Raw genomic sequence first — 2514 nt, forward strand, 5'->3', positions numbered from 1 at the left:
TATCCTGATACGAAGCAGACTATCAAGGAACGTCTCGAAAGCCAGGATGCAAAGACTATCGATATGATGCTTTCCACGCTCAAGGACAAGGATGAGCGCCGCCATCATCCGCAATACAGCGGTCATCCATCTCAAGGCATACCGCCCGTCGATGCCTATGAGGATTCAATCCCGTTCTGAAGATAATTTGGAGCTGGGCGTGGGTTGCCAAGAAAGGTTAAATGAGGATTTTGACGAGCGTGACCGCAACTCCAAGGAGTGCCGTCATCATGGCAGCCATCTTAATGAGCAACCACGTTGATATGCTTTCAACGTCCTTACGCAAAAGGGCTATCTGTGTCGCCGTTTCTTTTCTGGCATCGGCGATTTGGGCATCGGTTTTTTCAAAGCGAGCTTGCATATCCTTGCGCACGTCGGCTATATGAGCGTCGGTCTTCTCAAAGCGAGCATCCATATCTTTACGAACGTCAGTTATCTGAATCGTCAGGTCCTTGCGTACGTCCTCAAGATTGCGCTTTACACCGACAATTTCAGCCGAAAAATCTTTACGTACATCAGCAATATCGCGTTTTACATCGTTGATATCGGCCTTGGTAGCAAGATCGGCTACTTCATGAGATTTACGCACAACGAGAGATATCGCCTTGGCCTGATCTTTCGGCAGACCGGCGTTCTCTAGCGTTTCGACGAACTCTTGTGTATCAAATGCGACTTGGCCCATATGCGTATCCTCGTGGTGATGCAGGCAGTATAGCTGTCGGGGGCATGGCAAGGCAACTTGCGCCAACGATGCCACAGAGAATTTGCTATAATCACTCTGCCAGCCTGGACAACTGGCACCTCCTAACTCAACTGCTGTGCCGTCCAACCTAGGGGTTAAGATGGCGCAGGCGGCATATCGAAAAACGAGACCTACCACACTGACCACGGCGACAGTCGAGGCCGGCGGTTTGTTGCAACCGACAAAAACACGCTCTCAGGGTCGCGCGCACGCGCGTTTTGGGGGGAAACCGTGCCAGTAGTTGCAACGGTCAAAACCGACTGGTTCCGGGTGATAAACGACATTACCTGCGCCGGGATCCCGTTACAGAAAATCGCCAGAGAGCTGGACGTGTCCAAGTCTGTGATTATTGGCTGGAAGCAGGGCGCGGCACCTAATCATCACACCGGCGAGGCGCTGATTGATTTCTGGTGTTATGTGACGCATCGCCAGCGCATAGAGCTGCCTGTGCAGGTATCATCGCGGCGCTTTGTGTACGCCTGGCGCCACAAACGCTAGCCCCTCTTCCGCGAGCAGGGGGGGATTTGGTCGGGGTCCTGACCGTGAATCCCTTTCACACTGGCGGCTCTATTATCGACAGGAGCCACGACAATGGCACGAAAAAGAAAAGCCGTCGAAGTCCCAGGGCAGGAATCCACAACCGCCGTAGACGTTGCTACAGACGAACAGGGGGCAATCAAACATTGCCTGAGGGTGTGTCGGCACTTCCGATGAGCAGACCGTGCAGCAGAGGGTTTCTGCACTGCTAGACAGTACTGCGCAGGCTGAGCGTAACGCTATCCTGTCAACGCTTGACAAGCCGGCCGCAGCACTCATCACCCGCTTTGACGCGCTGGGCTTTACCGATATGGCCGACCAGAAGCTGACCGATAATCTCTATTTCCTCGAACTCGTCAAGAAAGCCACCATGGCAGCACCCGTCGCGCCGCTTGGAGTTGTGACGAATGAAGAGGGTAAACGTCAGCCCGTACCGGGTAAGCCGATTTTAACGGAACACGGCTGGCACGTGCCGGGCTAAGGAGAACGTGATGTGTGGAGGGAGTGCACCCCAGGTCGTACGAACGGATCCGCAGGCTGAAGTCAATGCGGCGGCTGACGCAGCGGCAAAGGCGGCGAACGCAGATGCCGCCGCGCGCAAGAAACGCAAGAAAAGCTCGTCTTTGCTGGCAAGTGGTGCAGAAGGGGCCGCGGACTCAGGCAGCTCTTTGTTGTCTTCGGGCGCGCAGCCTGCGCAGAAAAAGGCATTAGGGGCGTAACCGATGGATGAACTCGCCGTCAAGCTGATTAAGCGTGCTGATGCGCTAAAATCCCACCGCCAGCGGCATGAAAGCGTCTGGCGCGGGTTTTTCGGCTGACGTGCTGGACGCACAGAGCGCTAAGTCGAAAGTTGCGAAGCTGCTGGACGGCACCGGCACCGATAGCGCCCGTATGCTGACCTCGGCGCTCATGTCCGGCATGACCCCGGCCAACGCGCAGTGGCTCAATCTCGACAGTGAATCGCTGGCTGACGAGGACAAGGCCTGGCTCTCCACCTGTGCCACATTTGCTGGTTCCGGTCACGTCCGATCACTGATTCCGATTTCACCCGATCACTGATTCCGGTCACGCCCGATCACTGATTCTGATTTCATCCGATCACTGATTCCGGTCGCCCGATCAGCGATTCCGATTCTGCCCGATAGCTCATCTTCTGTTCCGCCATACTCTGGAGACTTTTAGCTTCCGGGAGTATG

General features: G+C 55.3%; 4 protein-coding genes and 2 pseudogenes. 5 read left to right on the forward strand and 1 reads right to left on the reverse strand.

All coding sequences use genetic code 11. The features are described from left to right. Positions 1-180 (forward strand): annotated as a pseudogene (locus ACMX3H_RS18285) (DUF669 domain-containing protein); the annotation flags it as partial. A 37-nt stretch (positions 181-217) separates the two neighbouring features. Here ACMX3H_RS18285 and ACMX3H_RS18290 read toward each other — a convergent pair. After that, on the reverse strand, positions 218-721 hold the full coding sequence (locus tag ACMX3H_RS18290) for a DUF1640 domain-containing protein (RefSeq protein ID WP_415211812.1): 504 nt from the start codon (positions 719-721) through the stop codon (positions 218-220). Positions 722-1012: 291 nt separating this feature from the next. Between ACMX3H_RS18290 and ACMX3H_RS18295 the strand changes: the two genes are divergently transcribed. The 4 genes and pseudogenes from ACMX3H_RS18295 to ACMX3H_RS18310 form a co-directional block, all read left to right on the forward strand. Then, positions 1013-1279 (forward strand): hypothetical protein, encoded by a 267-nt coding sequence (locus tag ACMX3H_RS18295; RefSeq protein WP_415211813.1) that lies wholly within the window; start codon positions 1013-1015, stop codon positions 1277-1279. A gap of 223 nt (positions 1280-1502) precedes the next feature. Beyond that, positions 1503-1799, forward strand: a complete 297-nt coding sequence (locus ACMX3H_RS18300; protein WP_415211814.1) for a hypothetical protein — start codon at positions 1503-1505, stop codon at positions 1797-1799. Between the two features lie 10 nt (positions 1800-1809). Continuing rightward, entirely contained in the window at positions 1810-2037 is a 228-nt protein-coding gene (locus tag ACMX3H_RS18305; RefSeq protein WP_415211815.1) for a hypothetical protein, read from the forward strand. A 3-nt stretch (positions 2038-2040) separates the two neighbouring features. Beyond that, a pseudogene (locus tag ACMX3H_RS18310) lies at positions 2041-2323 on the forward strand (portal protein); the annotation flags it as partial. Between the last annotated feature and the right edge of the window lie 191 nt (positions 2324-2514).

This window comes from Sodalis sp. (in: enterobacteria), assembly GCF_047607725.1.
Lineage (GTDB): Bacteria > Pseudomonadota > Gammaproteobacteria > Enterobacterales > Enterobacteriaceae > JBLKSS01.

What these genes read in the sequence shown, in the direction of transcription:
- ACMX3H_RS18290 (WP_415211812.1), bottom strand. Translation starts at nt 721, where the DNA reads ATGGGCCAAGTCGCATTTGATACACAAGAGTTCGTCGAAACGCTAGAG.
- ACMX3H_RS18305 (WP_415211815.1), top strand. Translation starts at nt 1,810, where the DNA reads ATGTGTGGAGGGAGTGCACCCCAGGTCGTACGAACGGATCCGCAGGCT.